The organism is Sorangium sp. So ce375 (assembly GCF_051473855.1).
Taxonomy (GTDB): Bacteria; Myxococcota_A; Polyangia; order Polyangiales; family Polyangiaceae; genus Sorangium.
Map to the genome: position 1 here is coordinate 2,325,561 of NZ_CP150335.1, position 16,490 is coordinate 2,342,050.

Annotated in this window: 10 protein-coding genes; 9 read left to right on the forward strand and 1 reads right to left on the reverse strand. The window is 70.9% G+C overall.

The annotated features are described in order from the left end of the window. The first annotated feature begins 62 nt into the window (after window positions 1–62). The 3 genes from WME90_RS08885 to WME90_RS08895 all read left to right on the forward strand — a co-directional run bounded on the left by WME90_RS08885 (window position 63) and on the right by WME90_RS08895 (window position 6,765). Complete coding sequence (locus tag WME90_RS08885) at window positions 63–1,700, forward strand: glycoside hydrolase family 57 protein (RefSeq protein ID WP_437280650.1); 1,638 nt, start codon at window positions 63–65, stop codon at window positions 1,698–1,700. A 603-nt stretch (window positions 1,701–2,303) separates the two neighbouring features. Beyond that, window positions 2,304–3,485 (forward strand): efflux RND transporter periplasmic adaptor subunit, encoded by a 1,182-nt coding sequence (locus WME90_RS08890; RefSeq protein WP_437280651.1) that lies wholly within the window; start codon window positions 2,304–2,306, stop codon window positions 3,483–3,485. Between the two features lie 46 nt (window positions 3,486–3,531). Continuing rightward, window positions 3,532–6,765 (forward strand): efflux RND transporter permease subunit, encoded by a 3,234-nt coding sequence (locus WME90_RS08895; RefSeq protein ID WP_437280652.1) that lies wholly within the window; start codon window positions 3,532–3,534, stop codon window positions 6,763–6,765. Window positions 6,766–6,831: 66 nt separating this feature from the next. On the opposite strand, the gene WME90_RS08900 is transcribed toward WME90_RS08895, so the two are convergent. Further along, on the reverse strand, window positions 6,832–7,986 hold the full coding sequence (locus WME90_RS08900) for a S1C family serine protease (protein WP_437280653.1): 1,155 nt from the start codon (window positions 7,984–7,986) through the stop codon (window positions 6,832–6,834). Between the two features lie 115 nt (window positions 7,987–8,101). On the opposite strand from WME90_RS08900, the gene WME90_RS08905 reads away from it, so the two are divergent. From WME90_RS08905 to WME90_RS08930, 6 genes are all read left to right on the forward strand, one after another. Beyond that, the gene (locus WME90_RS08905) at window positions 8,102–9,814 is read left to right on the forward strand and encodes a DUF885 domain-containing protein (protein ID WP_437280654.1); all 1,713 of its coding nucleotides are present in this window, start codon (window positions 8,102–8,104) and stop codon (window positions 9,812–9,814) included. A 77-nt stretch (window positions 9,815–9,891) separates the two neighbouring features. Then, entirely contained in the window at window positions 9,892–10,419 is a 528-nt protein-coding gene (locus tag WME90_RS08910) for a hypothetical protein (RefSeq protein WP_437280655.1), read from the forward strand. A 309-nt stretch (window positions 10,420–10,728) separates the two neighbouring features. Continuing rightward, window positions 10,729–11,202 carry a hypothetical protein gene (locus WME90_RS08915; protein ID WP_437280656.1) on the forward strand — a complete coding sequence of 158 codons (474 nt, stop codon included), beginning with the start codon at window positions 10,729–10,731 and terminating at the stop codon, window positions 11,200–11,202. 265 nt (window positions 11,203–11,467) lie between these two features. Further along, window positions 11,468–12,611, forward strand: a protein-coding gene (prfB, locus tag WME90_RS08920) for a peptide chain release factor 2 (RefSeq protein ID WP_437280657.1) whose coding sequence is annotated in 2 segments (ribosomal slippage) — window positions 11,468–11,536 and window positions 11,538–12,611 — 1,143 coding nt in all. Because the reading frame shifts where the segments join, the coding sequence is not laid out codon by codon here. Continuing rightward, on the forward strand, window positions 12,608–14,329 hold the full coding sequence (gene lysS, locus WME90_RS08925; RefSeq protein WP_437280658.1) for a lysine--tRNA ligase: 1,722 nt from the start codon (window positions 12,608–12,610) through the stop codon (window positions 14,327–14,329). Before prfB ends, lysS begins: the two co-directional genes overlap by 4 nt. After that, complete coding sequence (locus WME90_RS08930) at window positions 14,326–16,488, forward strand: FtsX-like permease family protein (RefSeq protein WP_437280659.1); 2,163 nt, start codon at window positions 14,326–14,328, stop codon at window positions 16,486–16,488. Before lysS ends, WME90_RS08930 begins: the two co-directional genes overlap by 4 nt. Window positions 16,489–16,490 lie beyond the last annotated feature (2 nt).

Here is a 16,490-nt window from a genome sequence, read left to right on the forward strand (position 1 = left end):
TCCAGAACATTTTGAGTGTGGAATTCTGTGACGTTCGTCTTGAGAAACAGAATTTCGAATGAATGCGATTCAAAGATCGCATGGCGAAGGCAATATCGAGCGTGCCGGGCTACGTCGCCCTCGTCCTCCATGCCCACCTGCCGTACGTGCGTCACCCCGAGCACGTCCGCTCTCTGGAGGAGCGCTGGTTCTTCGAGGCGCTCTGGGAGTGTTATCTCCCCCTGCTCGGGGTCCTCGACCGCCTCGCCGCCGATCGCGTCACCGCCCCGCTGACCCTCTCCGTCTCGCCGTCGCTCCTCGCGATGCTGCGCGACGAGCTGCTCCTTCGCCGGTTCGAGGACCACCTCCGCCGGCTCGCCGCGCTGGCGGCCCGGGTCGAGGCCCGCTTCGCCGGGAGCGGCTTCGCCGAGGCCGCCGCGTTCTACAGCGCGCGGCTCGCCGACGCGGCGAGCTCCTGGGAGGCGCTGGGCGGCGATGTCCCGGGCGCCCTGGTGCGCCACGCCCAGGCGGGCCGCGTCGAGCTGCTCACAACGGCCGCGACGCACGCGTACCTGCCCGGATTGCTCGCCACGCCGGCATCCATCCGGGCGCAGGTACGGCTCGGCCGCCGCGCCTTCGCGGCCCTCACCGGCGCGCCCGAGCCTCGCGGCTTCTGGCTGCCCGAGTGCGCGTACGCGCCCTCCCTCGACGCGGATCTCGCGGCGGCAGGCGTTCGTTTCACCGTGCTCGACGCCCACGCCCTCACGCTCGCCGCGCCGCCCGCGTCCGCCGGCGCCTCCGTCCCGGTGCTCTCGCCGGCCGGCCTCGCGTGCTTCGGGCGCGATCGCGACAGCGCGCGCGAGGTCTGGTCGCGCGACGCGGGTTATCCGGGCCACCCGGTCTACCGCGAGTTCTACCGCGACGTCGGGCTCGACCTGCCCGAGCGCGAGCTCGAAGGGGAGATCGGTCCCGGCGGCACCCGGCTCATGACCGGCCTCAAGCTCCATCGCGTGACCGGGCCCGGCCTCGACAAGGCTCCTTACGAACCGGCGCGCGCCTTCGCGCAGGCGCGCGCTCACGCCGCGGAGTTCGTGGCTCGCCGCGAGGCCGCGCTCGCGTCGAGCCGCGGCGCGGACGCTCCGCCCATCCTGGTCGCCCCGTACGACGCCGAGCTCTTCGGCCACTGGTGGCTCGAAGGGCCCGCGTTCCTCGAGCACGCCCTGCGCCGCCTCGCGGCCTCGGATCGCGCCGTCCCGATCGCGCTCGGCGCCTACCTGGAGCGCCACCCGCCCGTCGAGGTCGTGGAGCCTGCCGCCTCGACGTGGGGTGAGGGTGGGTTCGGCGCGTTCTGGACGGGCCCGAGCGCGGCGAGCCTGTGGCGGCACGCCCATCACGCCGAGCGCGCCGTGCTGGGCGCGATCTCGCGTTGCCGCCACGCCGGCGGCCTGCCCGGCCGCGCGCTCGACCAGGCGATCCGCGAGCTCCTCCTCCTCCAATCGAGCGACTGGGCCTTCATGATGTCGGCCGGGGAGATGGCGTCCTATGCCGAGGCGCGCGCCCACGCCCACGCGACCCGCGCCCGCCGGCTCGCGGGCCTGGCCCAGCAGCCCGCGGCCTCGCCCTCCGACGTCGCCTGGCTCGACGCGCTCTGTGCGCTCGACCCTTTCCTCGCCGAGCTCCCGGGCCCCGCGCTGCGAGGCGCCTTCGACCCGTGGTGCTGAGCCGGCGCTGAGCCGGCGTTTCTCCGAGCCGCTCGCCCCCGGACATCTCCCGCGCTCCAGAGGCAGATCTCGTTTCCAGAGGCAAACGGTCCAATCCTGTTGAAATCCTCTGTAACGGTATTTCGGCGGATCGCTGGCCGTCCGCTTCGCGGCGCCGCGGTGGTCGAATCCGCGGGTGGTGGCCGGATCCGAGGGAATCCGAGGGGGAACGCGTGCGCCCGGCGGCCGTGCCCTCGGCCTCTCCTTGAGAGGGTGACCCGCGATTCACTCGCCCGTTTCACCGCCGGCCGTCAGCGGCGCGACCGGGCGCACATCCCGCAGCACGTTTTTCTCGGCCATGTCAGCATGAAGTGCGAGAGGGACGGAGACCTTGTCCGGACGACCCCCTTGATGACCGGCCGGTCAGCACCCTAGTGTGTTGCCCGCCAGCTTTGCTCCTGGACCGCACCGGCAGGCGCTGGCAAAGAACCGGGCGGACTCCCCATGACACATCCTCCTTGCGGACCCGAGCGCCGTATCGCTCGTTGGCCTTTCGGCGCGCGTAGCGCCGTATCGAATCACTCCCGCGCCGCCGTCGTCGCGGCGCTGCTCGGCGCGCTCGCGGTGCCCACGTTGACCGCCTGCCGCCGCCCCGAGGCGGACGCGCAGCCGTCGCCGGCGCGCGACACCGCCGCGCCACGCCAGAAGCCCGCGGTGCACTTCGGTAAGGTGACCGCGCGCCCGCTCGCGCAGACGCTCGACATCAGCGGCACCCTCGTCGCCGACGAGACGAGCGAGGCCGCGACGCAGGTCGGCGGCTTGGTCGTGAGCGTCGCGGTGGACGTGGGCTCCCGGGTCAAGAAGGGCGACCCGCTCGTCGTGCTCGACGCGCGCAACGTCGCGCTCCAGTCGCAGGCGGCGTCCGCGGCCGTCGCGCAGGCGCGGGCCAAGCTCGCGCTGCAGGACGGCGCGTCGCCGAAGGGGATCGATCCCGACCAGGTGCCGGAGGTCCGGGCCGCGAAGCAGAGCATGGAGCTCGCGAAGTCGGAGGCCGAGCGCGTGAAGCAGCTCTTCGACCAGGGCGCCGTCCCCCAGTCGACCTGGGACGCGGCGCGCACGCAGGCCCAGAACGCCACCGCGCAGTACGAGGCCGCGGTCAACGGCATCCGCGCGACGGTCGCCGCGCTCACGTCGGCGCAGGCGCAGGCGGGGCTCGCCTCGAAGGCGGTCGCCGACACGACGGTGCGGGCGCCCTTCGACGGCGCCGTCGCCGAGAAGCGGATCAGCGTCGGCGAGTACGCGGGCCCGGGCCGCGTCGTGGCGGTCGTGGTCCGCGACAACCCGCTGCGGCTCCGCATCGACGTGCCCGAGGCGGACATCGCGAACATCGAGGTGGGCAAGGCGGTCAGCGTCTCGGTCGCTGCCTTCCCCGACCGCCTGTTCCCGGGCGTCGTGAAGCGGATCGGCGCGAGCCTGAAGGCCTCGTCGCGCACGCTGCCCGTGGAGGCCGAGTTCGACAACAGCGAGGGGAAGCTCCGCCCCGGCCTCTTCGCGCAGGGTCAGCTGACGCTGACCGGCGAGTCAAGAACGGCGCTCCTCGTCCCCGAGTCGGCGGTCGGCACCTCCGGGTCGAGCGCGCGCGTGTTCGTGAAGTCGGGCGATCGCGTGACGGAGCGCCTGGTCAAGCCCGGCCGCAAGATCGACGGCCTCGTCGAGGTCGTCGGTCCGATCGCCGAGGGGGACGAGGTCGCGATCGACAAGGTGAGCGAGCTGGCGGACGGCATCGAGGTCGCGGCGGCGCAGTGAGAGCCGAGCGCACCGCGCGTCTCATTACTGAAGAAAGGTAGCGACCATGCAATGGCTCGCGGCAATCTGCATCCGTAGGCCGGTGTTCGCCTCGGTGATCGTCCTGCTCCTGACGGTGCTCGGGGCGTTCTCCTACTTCGGCCTCGGCGTGGACCGGTTCCCCAAGGTGGAGTTCCCGTTCATCGTCGTGACGACCGTCCTCCCCGGCGCCGCGCCCGAGGAGGTCGAGACGGAGATCTCCGACAAGCTCGAGTCGGCGGTCAACACGATCAGCGGCATCGACGAGCTGCGCTCGGCGTCGGTCGAGGGGCTCAGCCAGGTCATGATCTCCTTCCAGCTCGAGAAGGACGTCGACGTCGCCGCGCAGGAGGTGCGCGACAAGGTCAGCAGCATCCTCGCGGACCTGCCGGAGGGGATCGATCCGCCGGTGGTGGCCAAGCTGGATCCGGACGCCGCCCCGATCCTCACGCTCGCCGTCTCGTCCCCGAAGGCGGACGTCCGCGCGGTGACCGAGTTCGCCGACAAGACGCTCCGGCGCGAGCTGGAGTCGCTCCCCGGGGTCGGGCAGGTGCTGCTCATCGGCGGCCGGAACCGGCAGATCAACGTCTGGATCGACCCGGAGAAGCTCGAGAAGTTCTCTCTGACCGGCGGCGTGATCGCCCAGGCGCTCGCGAGCCAGAACGTCGAGATCCCGGCCGGCCGGATCGAGCAAGGGGGCAGGGCGCTCACCCTGCGGACGCGCGGCCGCGTGCAGTCGGTCCAGCAGATGGCGGACATCGTGCTCGCGAACCGCGACGGCTACTCCGTCCGGCTCGGCGACGTCGCGGAGGTCCAGGACGGCATGGCGGAGCCGGAGTCCGCCGGCTTCCGCGGCCCCGATCCCGCCGTGCTCCTCAGCATCCGCAAGCAGAGCGGGACGAACACCGTCGAGGTCATCGACGGGCTGAAGGCGCGGATCAGCGACGTCGAGAAGCGCCTCCCCGAGGGGTACCACATCGCCGTCGCCCGCGATCAGTCGGAGTTCATCAAGAACTCGGTCCACGCCGTCAAGGAGCACCTCGTGCTCGGCGCGGTGCTCGCCGCGATCATCGTCGCGCTCTTCCTCGCGAACGCCCGCAGCACGCTCATCTCGGCGATCGCCATCCCGACGAGCATCATCTCGACGTTCGCGCTGATGAAGGTCGCGGGCTTCACGCTCAACGGGATCACGCTCCTCGCCCTGACGCTGGCGGTCGGCATCGTGATCGACGACGCGATCGTCGTCCTCGAGAACTGCTACCGCTGGATCGAGGAGAAGGGCGCGAACCCGTGGGAGGCGGCGCTCCAGGGCACGAAGGAGATCGGGCCCGCGGTGCTCGCGACGACGCTCTCGCTCGTCGCCGTGTTCCTCCCGGTCGCGTTCATGAGCGGCATCGTCGGCCGCTTCCTGAACTCGTTCGGCCTCACCATGGCGTTCTCGATCATCGTGTCGCTGATCGTGAGCTTCACGCTGACGCCCATGCTGTCGGCGCGATGGCTCAAGAAGCCGGAGAAGCACGACGCCGGCAGCTCCAAGGAGTCGCGCTTCTACGGGCCGATCGAGCGCGGCTACATGGCGCTCCTCCGCTGGTCGATGGCGCACCGCTGGGTGATCGTGCTCGCCTCGTTCATGGCGCTGGTCTCGATCCCGGTGCTGGGGCGCATGGCCAAGTTCAACTTCCTCCCGGTCGAGGACGAGTCGCAGTTCCAGGTCGGCATGCGCGCGCCCGAGGGCGTGAGCCTCGACGGGACGCGCGTCATCGCCACGCGGGTCGCGTCGCAGCTCGAGAAGCTCCCCGGCGTCTCCTACACGCTGACGACGATCGGCGACGATCCGCAGAAGACGCCGAACCTCGCCACCATCTACGTGAAGCTGAAGCCGGCGGCGGAGCGCGCGCTGTCGCAGCAGGACCTCATCGATCGCGCCCGGCGCGAGCTCAAGCCGATGTTCGACGCGGAGAAGCTCCGGGCGAACATCGGCGTCGTGCCCGCCTTCTCCGGCGGTCAGAGCGCCCAGATCGCCTACCAGGTGCAGGGCCCCGACCTCCAGAAGATCGGCCAGTACTCCGACGTGCTGCTGCAGAAGCTCAAGGCGATCCCGGGCGTCGTCGATCCGGACACCTCGCTGCTCGTCGGCAAGCCGGAGATGCGCGTGGTCATCGACCGCAAGAAGGCCGCCGATCTCGGCGTGCAGGTCGGCGACGTGGCCAGCACCCTGCGCCTCCTCGTCGGCGGGTACAAGGTGTCGACCTACAACGAGGGCGGCGAGCAGTACGAGGTGCGCGCGCGCGCGCTGCCGAGCTTCCGCTCCGACAAGGAAGGCCTCGCGAAGATCACGGTGCCGTCGACGAAGCTCGGCGCCGTGACGCTCGACAACGTGGTGTCGTTCTCCGAGGGCACGGGCCCGTCGCGCATCGAGCGGTACAACCGGCAGCGGCAGGTCATGCTGACCGCCAACCTCGAGGCGGGCTACTCGCAGCAGACGGTCATCCAGGAGCTCGACAAGGCCACGGCGCAGATGAACCTCGCGTCCGGCTACTCCGCTGGCCCCGTCGGCGCGTCGAAGGAGCTCGTCAAGATGATGAAGAGCTTCCTCGTCGCCCTCCTCCTGTCGCTGGTCTTCATGTACCTCGTGCTCGCGGCGCAGTTCGAGTCGTGGCTGCACCCGATCACGATCCTCCTGTCGCTGCCGCTGACGGTGCCGTTCGCGTTCATCGCGGTCATCATCTTCCGGCAGTCGCTCAACATCTTCTCGCTGCTCGGCATCGTCGTGCTGTTCGGCGTCGTGAAGAAGAACTCGATCCTCCAGATCGATCACACGATCAAGCTGCGCGAGCACGGCTTGCCTCGAGCGCAGGCCATCCTGGAGGCGAACCGAGACAGGCTCCGGCCGATCCTGATGACCACGCTCGCGTTCGTGGCCGGCATGATCCCGCTCGTCGTCTCGAGCGGCGCGGGCTCGGGCACGAACCGCGCGACCGGGTTCGTGATCATCGGCGGGCAGACGCTGGCGCTCCTCCTGACGCTGCTCGCGACCCCTGTCGCCTACTCGCTGTTCGACGACGTCTCGTCGTGGCTCAAGCGGATCCTGCCCTTCATGCGGGGCAACGACGACCAGGGAGAGCCGCGCGGGGCGGGGGAGGGCGGCGTCTCTCCGGCGCCGACGGGTGATGGGATCGCCGCGGCCGGGCATCGCGGCGCCGCGGCGCGCACCGCCGTCGCGCACGAGGCCGTCCGGCCGGCGTCGGCGCAGCTCGACTAGCGTACCGCGCTCCGGGGCCGCGGCGCGCCGCGCCCGGCCCCGTTCGCTACCGCGGTGACGCGCCGCTCACTGCGCGTCGCCGTGGACCTTGCGCAGGATCACCTCCAGCAGCCCATCGAACGCGTCGCGCATCGCCCAGGCCTGGGCGGCCTCGTCGTCGAGCCCAGCCGCCTTGCGCCGGCCCTCGGCCAGCGCGCTCTTCGGTCCCCTGCACGCGGGGCCGAGCCGGCGCTCCATGTCGAGCGAGGCGCCCGCGTAGATGTGATAGCAGGACGCGAAGTCTCCCTGGTTGTAGAGGGGCGAGCCGACCTGGATCGCGCCGTCCATCGTGCGCGCCAGGACGAGGAGATCGCCCTCGGTGCAGCCGCGGAGGATCGCGAGCGCGTGGTGGGGCACCGATCGCTTGACCGCAGGTAGCCCGCGCTCCTCCTCCGCCGTCTCGGCCGCGAACGTCGAGAGGGGGACGGGATCGGGGTGCACGAGCAGCCGCTTGAGGTAGTCGGCGGGCACGCCGAAGTTGAGGTTCTGCCCCTGCGTCGCGACCGCCGCCGCGACGCCGATCACCTCGCCGCGCTCGTTGAACAGCGGGCCGCCCGAGGAGCCCGGCGCGATCGGCGCGGAGATCTGCAGCAGCGTCAGCTCCGGATCGACCACGCGGACCGCGCTCACGAGGCCGTTCGACACGGTGTCCGCGAGGCCGAGCGGATGGCCGATCGCGACGACCGGATCGCCCGGGCGGACCGCGCGGCTGTCGCCGAGGGAGAGCGGCGGGAGCCTCCGCGGCGCGTGGATCCGGACGATCGCGAGATCCCGAGCCTCATCGAACGCGAGCACCTCGAGCACCGGGTGCTCGCTCTCATCCGAGAGGACCACCTTGAGGTCGGGCATCCCGGCGATCACGTGAAAATTCGTCGCGATCCAGCCGTCCTCGCGGACGAGGAAGCCCGCCCCGAGCGAGCCGTCGCCGCGGATCGTGACGACCGCGGGCATGGCGCGCGCCGCGATCTGCGCTGGCGTCATCGCGGCGGGCTGCGACGCCGAGCTCGCCGAGGGGGTCGCCGAGCCGGCGCCGCAGCCGAGCGCCGCGAGCGCCGCCGCGGCGACGAGCCCCGAGACGCGCGGCCAGACAGGCCGCCGCGGGGGCCGGGGGCGCGATGGAGCAGCGGCGCATGCGCGCCGGTCGTCGTCATGGAGCTCGCCTGGCAGGCTGCGGTCGTTCATGTCGCTCCCCGAGGCCGCCGCGTGAGCGACCTCCCTCCAGCAAGCGTAACGAAGACCCGGCGGATCGTCTCGCGCGCCCGGAGAAAATCCCGTCGTGCCCGCCTATGCTGTCGCGGTGAGCCAAGACCACGACGCGCGCGATCCGATCTTCGCCCTCAGCGACGAGTTCGTCGAAGCCTTCGCTGCCCGCTGTCCTGCCCACGCCACCCTGGCGGGCATCCCCTGCGACGAAGGCGCCTGGAACGACTGGAGCCCGAGCGGCGCCGCGTCCTGGGCCTCCACGGTTGCGTCCTTCCAGGAGCGGCTCCGATCGCTGCCGCCTCCTCGCCCCGGGGCGGAGTCGCGGTGGGGTCGCCTCGCACGCCGTGTCATGGCGGATCACCTGGACGAGCGGCTCGACGATTTCCGTCACGGCGAGCACCTGCGCGATCTCAACAACATCGAGTCGGCGTTCCAGCACCTCCGGATGGTCTTCGACCTCATGGATGTCCGCAGCGCCGCCGGCTGGGAGGCCATCGTGTCGCGCCTGGAGGGCCTGCCCCGCGCGTGCGACAGCTACCGCGCGTCGCTCGAGGAGGGGCGGCGGACGGGCCAGGCCGTCGCGCGCCGCCAGGTGCGCGCCGTCATCGAGCAGGCGCGCTACCAGGCGGGCGACGCGTCGTTCTTCCTCACGCTGCTGGCCGCCTACGAGGCGTCCGGCTGCGCCGCAGACGCCGGCCGCGCGCGCCTCGCCGACGGGGTCGAGCGGGCGCGCGCCGCGTTCGGCGCGTTCGCGGGCTACCTGGAGCAGACGTACCTGCCGAGCGCCCGCGCCGCGGACGCCGTCGGCGAGGAGCGCTACCTGCGCCTCTCGCGCCGCTTCCTCGGCGCGAGCATCGACCCGATCGAGACCTACGCCTGGGGGTGGTCCGAGGTGCACGCCATCGAGGCCCAGATGGCGCGCCTCGCCGCCGAGATCCTCCCCGGCGCGTCGCTGCCCGAGGTGATCGAGCTGCTCATGACCGACCCCGCCCGGTGCGCGCAGGGCGCCGACGAGTTCCTCCGCATCATGTCCGAGCGCCAGCGAAAGGCGCTCGCCGAGCTCGACGGCGTCCATTTCGACATCCCCTCGCCCATTCACCATATCGAGGTGAAGCTGGCTCCGCCGGGCGGCGCGCTCGGCGCCTACTACGTGCCCCCGAGCGACGGCTTCAAGCGGCCCGGCACCGTCTGGTATGCGGCGGGCACGAAGCAGGCGTTCCCGCTCTACGAGGAGATCACCACGGCGTACCACGAGGGCTTTCCTGGCCATCACCTGCAGTGCGCGCTCCAGGTGCACCTCGACGACCGGCTGAGCCGGCTCCACCGCTTCCTCGTGACGAACTCCGGCCACGCCGAGGGGTGGGCCCTCTACGCCGAGCAGCTCATGTACGAGCTCGGCTATTTCGAGCGACCCGATTACGTGCTCGGGATGCTCTCAGGCAAGCTGACGCGCGCCTACCGCGTCGTCCTCGACATCGGCATGCACCTCGAGCTGCCGATCCCCGGGGACGCCCCGCTCCACGCCGGGGAGCCTTGGCGCTACGAGATCGCCGTCGAGTACCTCCACCGCAGGGCCTTTCTCCCGCTGGAACACGCGCACAGCGAGGCGACGCGTTACCTCGGCTGGCCGGGGCAAGCGATCTCCTACAAGGTCGGCGAGCGGGTCGTCCTGGAGCTGCGCGACGCGCTCCGGCGCCGGCAGGGCGAGGCCTTCGATCTGAAGGCGTTTCACGCCAGGGTGATCGGCTCCGGGTCCGTCGGGCTCGATCATCTGCGCGAGATCGTCCTCGACGACGCCGCGCACTGAGCGCTCTTCGGAGGCGCGCGCCTCGTCCGGCCGCTTCGCGCCTCGACGCGCGGCCGCGCGCGTGCCAATCGACGCGGGTGAGCTCTCCCCCAGCGAACGAAGCGCCCAAGGCGCAGCCGGACGGCTCGGACCTCTGCACCGCGTGCGGTCTTTGCTGCACCGGGCTGCTCTTCGACGTCGCGCCGCTCGAGGAGCACGAGCTCCCGCTCGCCGAGAAGCTGCGCCTGCCGCTCGCTTGCAATCGGTACCACGACGCCTTCAGCCTGCCGTGCCCCTGCCATCTCGACAGGAAGTGCACCATCTACGAGACGCGCTTCTCGGTGTGCGGCAGCTACGAGTGCGGCCTGCTCCGGCGCTGCAAGGCGGGCGAGGTGCCCCTCGGCGAGGCGCTGTCCCGCGTCGAGCGCGTGCTGCGGCTGACGGACGCCGTGCGCGCGCGGGTGCCGCCGCTCCTGCCTCCGCGTCCGCTCTGGGACGAGGCCCGCGAGCACCTCCGCCGGCGTGACGCCGAGGACCCGTCGCCGGCGTGGCGGCGCGAGCGCGAGTCGCTCGTCGCCGCGCTCGATGAGCTCCGGGTCGCGTCCAGGGAAGGGCTCGATCCGTAGCGGCTTTTGGCCCGCGAGGGCTCGATCCGCAGCGCTGGCGCCCCGCGAGGGCTAGAGGGCCAGAGCGCGCGGGAAACGGTCTTTCCCATGCCAGGGGCTCACTCCGCAGGTCGCTCCACCGTGCTTTGGGGATACCGCGCTCTCTGGCTCGCAAAGAACTCCAAGGCCCCGAGGACACCGAGGATCGCGGAGACTCCCATGCTTCGTCCGGGCCGAGCGTGATCCGCCCTCGGCTGCGCGCGCCCCCCACTTCGTCAACATGCTTGTCTTGGCCTCCCGGCGGTCGGCTCCGCGCCGTATATACGAGCGATGGAACCGACGATCCGCCGGCTGACCAACAAGTATTCTGCCGTCGCTGCAGTGATTAGCTTCATCACGCAGCCCATTCCCGGCGCAGATGAGTTGATCGTGGTTCCCATTCATTACTGCTTCTCCGTGTCGCTGACCCGGCGCCGGCGCGCGCCGCTCCGCAGGGCTCCGTGGCTTCAGGTGAGCAAGATCATCTGGGGGGGAGCGACCGTGCGGCTCTTCGCCAACTTCACGCTCGGCCTCGTCCCGGTCGCCGGTCTCTTCTCCAATGCGATCACCGCCATCGCCTTGACGGAGTTCCTGGGCCGCTACCTCGACGCTGCGCTGAGCAGCGAGGCGCCGCCTCCCCCGGTCTCGCTGAGGACCATCAGCGACGCCCTGCGGAACCCGAGGCGAGCGCGGAGAGCTCAGCGGGTGTGGTCCGGGATCCGCCGCACCGCCCGGAGATCCGTCCCTGGGCCGGCTCCTTCTTGAGGCGCCTTGTCGCGCTGTCCGGCGTGTCGCGCTCTCCGGGCGGCGCGGACCTCACGTGGTCTCGGGGCGCTCGGCGGTCGTGAGGCGACCCGGGCCAAGGAATCCGCGGCGCCGGGTCATCCGCCGCACCCCGGCCCTCCGCGCGCCGCGTCGAAGAGCGCCTCGCCGGCGCGCCCGGCGTGGAGCCGACGCAGAGCCGCTTCGGTCCGCCCGCGCGTGGCGTCTCTCCTGGCGATCGCCGCCCAGATCGAATAGATCCCCGGCCATGCTCTCCGAGACCCGCGAGAAAGTCCTGGACATCAAACGGCGCTTTGAGGCGCTAAGGGGGCATCTTTGACGTCCCCAAGCTCGAACGGATGCTCCAGGACCTGACCCAGACGACGCTGTCGTCGGGGTTCTGGAACGATCAGGAAAAGGCCCAAGCCGTCCTCCGCAAGCGCGCCCAGGTCGAGTCGAAGCTCGAGGTGGCGCAGCGGCTCGGCCGCGAGATCGAGGATCTCGCGGAGTACCTCGAGCTCGGCGCTGCCGAGGGCGACGAGGGCGTCATCGCCGACGCCGACGCCCAGGCCGACGCCATCGCCGGGCGCCTGCGCAAGGTCGAGCTCGATCGCATGCTGTCCGGCCCCGCCGACCGCGGCAACGCCATCGTCAGCATCCACCCGGGCGCCGGCGGCACCGACGCGAAGGACTGGGCGTCCATGCTCCTCCGCATGTACCTGCGCTTCTGTGAGCGCCGCGGGTACAAGACGGAGATCATCGACTACCAGGACGGCGACGAGGCGGGCATCGACGCGGTCACCCTCTCGGTGACCGGCGACGCCGCCTACGGCTATCTGCGCTCCGAGGCGGGGGTCCACCGCCTCGTCCGGATGAGCCCGTTCAACGCCGATCACACGCGCCAGACCGCGTTCGCCGCCGTCGAGGTCACCCCGGACAGCGACGACGAGATCAACATCCAGGTGAACGAGAAGGACATCGAGATCACGACGATGCGCGCCGGCGGCAAGGGCGGGCAGAACGTGAACAAGGTCGAGACCGCCGTTCGCCTGCGGCACATCCCGACCGGCCTCAACATCGTGTGCCGCGCCGAGCGCAGCCAGCACCAGAACCGCGCGATGGCGATGAAGGTCCTCAAGGCGAAGCTGTACGAGATGGAGCTCCAGAAGCGGGATGCCGAGGTCCAGGCCTACAACGCCGCCAAGAGCGCCATCAACTTCGGCAGCCAGATCAGGAACTACGTCCTCGCGCCGTACCGGCTCGTCAAGGACGTGCGCACCTCCACCGAGGCCACCGACGTGGACGCCGTCCTCGACGGCGATCTCGAGGGCTTCATCGAGGCCTACCTGCTCGCCGCGGCCGGCGGCTCGCTCAGGAAGGGCGGCTCGGTCGCGGAGGACGACGCTCCGTGAGCCAGCAAAAAGACAGACCGAACGACAAGAAGACCGAGCGGCTCGTGAAGGAGGCGGCCGAGGCCGCGCGCGCCGAGGAGACGCTGATCGCCACCCGCAAGGCGAAGGCGGCGCGCCTCCGCGCCCGCGGCGAGAACCCGTTCGCCAACGACGTCACCGAGGGCGAGCCGCTCGTCGAGCTCGCGGCCGTCCGCGCCCGCTTCGACGGGGCGCGGGCCGCGGCCGAGCCCGGGCCCGAGGGCGGAGCGCCCGGCAGGCCCGGCGCCTCCGCGGCGGATCGCTACGATCCGGCGCGCGTCGAGCCGATCCCGCTCCGCGTCGCGGGCCGGGTGCTCTTCGTGCGCTCGTTCGGCGGCGTCACGTTCGTCCGGCTGCGCGACCGCACCGGCGAGCTCCAGCTCTACTGCGAGCAGGGGAGCCTCGCCGATTTCGAGCGGCTGGAGGACATCGATCTCGGCGACTTCGTCGAGGCCCGCGGCACCGCGATGGCGACGCAGAAGGGTGAGCTCTCGATCCGCGCCGAGCGCCTGCGGCTGCTCACGAAGGCCTACCGCCCGCTGCCGACCAAGACGAGCTTCAAGGACGTCGAGTCGCGCTACCGCATGCGGTACGTCGATCTCGTGGCCAACCCGCACGTCGCGGGGGTCTTCCGCGCACGCAGCGCGATCGTCGCCGCGCTGCGCGAGTTCCTCGACGCGCGCGGCTTCCTCGAGGTCGAGACGCCGACGATGCACACGCTCGTCGGCGGCGCGACGGCGAAGCCGTTCAAGACCCACCACAACGCGCTCGATCTCGAGCTCTTCCTGCGCATCGCGCCCGAGCTCTTCCTGAAGCGGCTCGTGGTCGGCGGCTTCGAGCGCGTCTACGAGATCGGCCGCTGCTACCGGAACGAGGGGCTGTCGACGCGGCACAACCCCGAGTTCACGATGCTCGAGTACTACCAGGCGTACGCGACGTACGAGACCCTGATGGACGCGACCGAGGCGATGCTCCGCCACGTCGATGCCCGCCTCGCCGAGCGGCTCCCGGCCGAGCACGCGGCGTGGGTCGCGCAGCGCACCTACTCGCTCGAGCGCTTCGAGCGTGTCCCCATGGCCGAGGGGATCACCCGCGCCCTGGCGAAGTCCGGCCTGCCGGCCGACGTCCCGCAGCGCGTCGCCGCGGACGACGCTCCGATCAAGGAGTGGGCGAAGGCCGCGAAGGCGAGCGGGCGCGAGATCGACTGGACGAACTTCCGCGCGGGCGCGAAGAAGTGCGAGTCGCCCGGGGAGCTCGTCTTCTGCGCCTACGAGTACGTGGTCGAGCCGTTCCTCACGAGGGACTACCGCACGGAGGCGGGCGACAAGAGCGTCCCTGTCTTCATCATCGACTATCCCTTCGAGATCTCCCCGCTCGCGCGCAAGAAGGACAGCGATCCTTCGCTGGTCGATCGCTTCGAGCTCTTCATCGACGGCCGCGAGCTCTGCAACGCCTTCAGCGAGCTCAACGATCCCGAGGACCAGGACGCGCGCTTCCGCGCGCAGGTCGAGAAGAAGTCGCGGGGCGAGGAGGAGACGATGGATTACGACGCCGACTACGTCCGCGCCCTGGAGCACGGCCTCCCGCCGACGGCGGGCTTCGGCATGGGGGTCGATCGCCTGACGATGCTCCTCACCGGCGCGACCTCCATCCGCGACGTCGTCCTGTTCCCGCTCCTCCGTCCCGAGACCGACGCGTGATCGAGCTCTCCAGGTCGTTGCAGGCCGCGCTCCTCGCCGCCGTCGCTCTGGGCATCGTCCTGCTCGCCTGGCGGGGCTACACCCGCTTCGACAAGAAGGGCGAGCTGGAGCCGCGGCGCCCCGGCGTCGTGCGCGTCGGGGTCGTGGTCGCGCTCACGGGCGCCAGCCTGCTCGCGCTCACGCTCATCGCCTCCAGCGGGCACTCGAAGGGCCTCGCGCTCGTCGGCGCCTTCTTCTCCAGCAACACAGAGAGGATCGCCCAGCTCGTCGCCGCGCTGATCGTCGGGGGTGCCCTCCGGCTGTTCCGGGCCGGGATGGATACGGACAACGCCCGGTGGCTCTCTGGCAGGACGGGGGCCAGGGCCCGCCTGGGGCTCCGCGTGCTCGGCGCGACGTCCCTGCTCGCCGCGCTCGCGATCGTCATCCTCTGGGGCGCGGTCCTGCCCATCCAGCCGACCTCCAAGTGGATCCTCGGAGGCGTCCTGTTCGGCGCGGGCACGGGTTATCTGGTCGCCGGGAGCCGCCCTGTCCGCAAGGGGCTCTATCGCGCGCTCGGCTGGTGGTGGGGCGGGCTCGTGGGCGTGACGTTCGGCGTCACCGCGACGCTCACGGCCAGGATGCCCGTCGGCAAGGGCGCGTCGTTCAACCCGACGGATCAGATCATCCGCTTCACCGCGCTCGTCTCGAGCGTCGTCTTCCTCTTCTTCGTGCTCTCGGCGCTCCTGCCGCTCGCGCTCGACGCGCTCGAGCGCCGGAGCTTCGTGCCCCACGTGGCCGCGCGCCACGTGCGCGCCTCGAAGAGCGGCTTTCTCACGGTCATCTCGGTCCTGTCGATGGCCGGCGTCGCCGTCAGCTCGTGCGCCCTGTGCTCGGTGACGAGCATCATGGGCGGCTTCGGCGCCGATCTGAAGCGCAAGATCCTCGGCAACAACGCGCACATGGTCGTCGACGCCTCCCGCCCTGGCGGCTTCGGCAACTGGGACGACAAGCTCACCCAGGTGCGCGTCGCGCTCGCGCCCTACGGCGGCGCAGCGACCCCGGTCGCGGCTGGCGAGGCGATGGGCTCCAGCGCCTCGAACACCGCCGGCGCGCTCGTCCGCGGGATCGATCCGGACACGATCGGGCAGGTCATCGACCTCTCCAAGAACATCGAGGTCGGCAGCTTCGACTACCTGCGCGATCCCGAGAAGCTGACGGCCCTGCCTCCCGAGGAGATCATCGGCCGGGGCCCGGGCGGGGAGCCGTACTTCAAGGGGCCGGATTTCCGCCAGCCGTCGGACGTCGACCCGTCGGTGCGCGACTACCTGAAGAAGCAGACGCGCGTGTACCCGGGCGTCGTCATCGGCCGCGAGCTCGCGAAATCGCTCCACGTGCTCGTCGGGGACGAGGTGACCCTCCTGTCGCCCATGGGCGAGCTCGGCCCCACCGGCGTGATGCCGCGCTCCCGCAAGTTCCGCGTGGCGGCGATCTTCTATAGCGGGATGTACGAGTACGACGTCACGCACGCGTATGTCTTGATGGAAGAGGCGCAGAAGTTCTTCAGCCTCGAGGACAAGATCACCCACATCGACATCCGGGTCCCGGATCCCGAGCGCGTGCAGGAGGTCCGCCCGGCCGTGGAGGCGGCCGTCGCCGCGAGCGCCGCGCTCGACGAGGCGCCGGAGGGCGGCAAGCGGCCGCCGGAGCTCCGCGTCCGCGACTGGATGGAGATGAACAAGAACCTCTTCAGCGCGCTCAAGCTGGAGAAGATCGCGACGTTCATCATCCTGTCCATCGCCATCGCGGTCGCGAGCTTCTGCATCGTCTGCACGCTGCTCCTCATGGTGACGGAGAAGGGCAAGGAGATCGCCGTGCTGAAGGCGCTGGGCGCCTCCGACAACGCGGTGATGCGCGTGTTCATGATCGAGGGCGTGATCATCGGCGCCATCGGCACGATCTACGGTGTCGGCACCGCGCTCGCGGTCTGCACGGGCCTGTACTGGTTCGGAGTCCGGCTCGATCCGGACGTCTATTACATCGACCGGCTGCCCGTGAACGTGAACCTCTCCGACTACGCGATGGTCGCGCTCGCGTCGATGCTCATCTGCACCATCGCCACCATCTACCCGGCCCGCGCCGCCTCGAAGCTCTCCCCGGTCGACGGCCTCCGTTACGAGTAATC